This window comes from Buchnera aphidicola (Pemphigus obesinymphae) (assembly GCF_026122815.1).
GTDB lineage: Bacteria > Pseudomonadota > Gammaproteobacteria > Enterobacterales > Enterobacteriaceae > Buchnera_C > Buchnera_C aphidicola_BJ.
In genome coordinates this window covers 1-400 of sequence record NZ_JAIWQW010000058.1, presented here as the reverse complement: position 1 = coordinate 400, position 400 = coordinate 1, and the positions used below count along the sequence as shown (strand labels likewise).

At 35.8% G+C, this 400-nt stretch carries 1 protein-coding gene; it reads right to left on the bottom strand.

Annotated elements, in window-relative coordinates:
* Positions 1–400, bottom strand: a 400-nt coding sequence (locus LDP10_RS03050; RefSeq protein WP_265197268.1) for an AAA family ATPase, incomplete at both ends; no start/stop codon positions are given.

Here is a 400-nt window from a genome sequence, read left to right as displayed (position 1 = left end):
CAGCATCAATTTCATCAATAAATATTATACACGGAGCAGATTTTCTAGAATGTTCAAACATATCACGTACTCTCGACGCCCCTACTCCGACAAACATTTCCACAAAATCAGAGCCAGAAATAGTAAAAAAAGGAACTTTAGCTTCTCCTGCTATAGCTTTTGCAAGTAATGTTTTACCTGTTCCTGGAGGACCAACCATTAAAATTCCTTTTGGAATTTTACCACCTAATTTTTGAAAACGACTAGGTTCTCTTAAATATTCAACCAATTCACTAACTTCTTCCTTAGCTTCATCGCAACCAGCTACATCAGAAAAAGTAATCTTAATCTCATCTTTAGATAACATACGAGCTTTACTTTTACCGAATGACATAGCACCTTTTCCACCACCAATATGCAT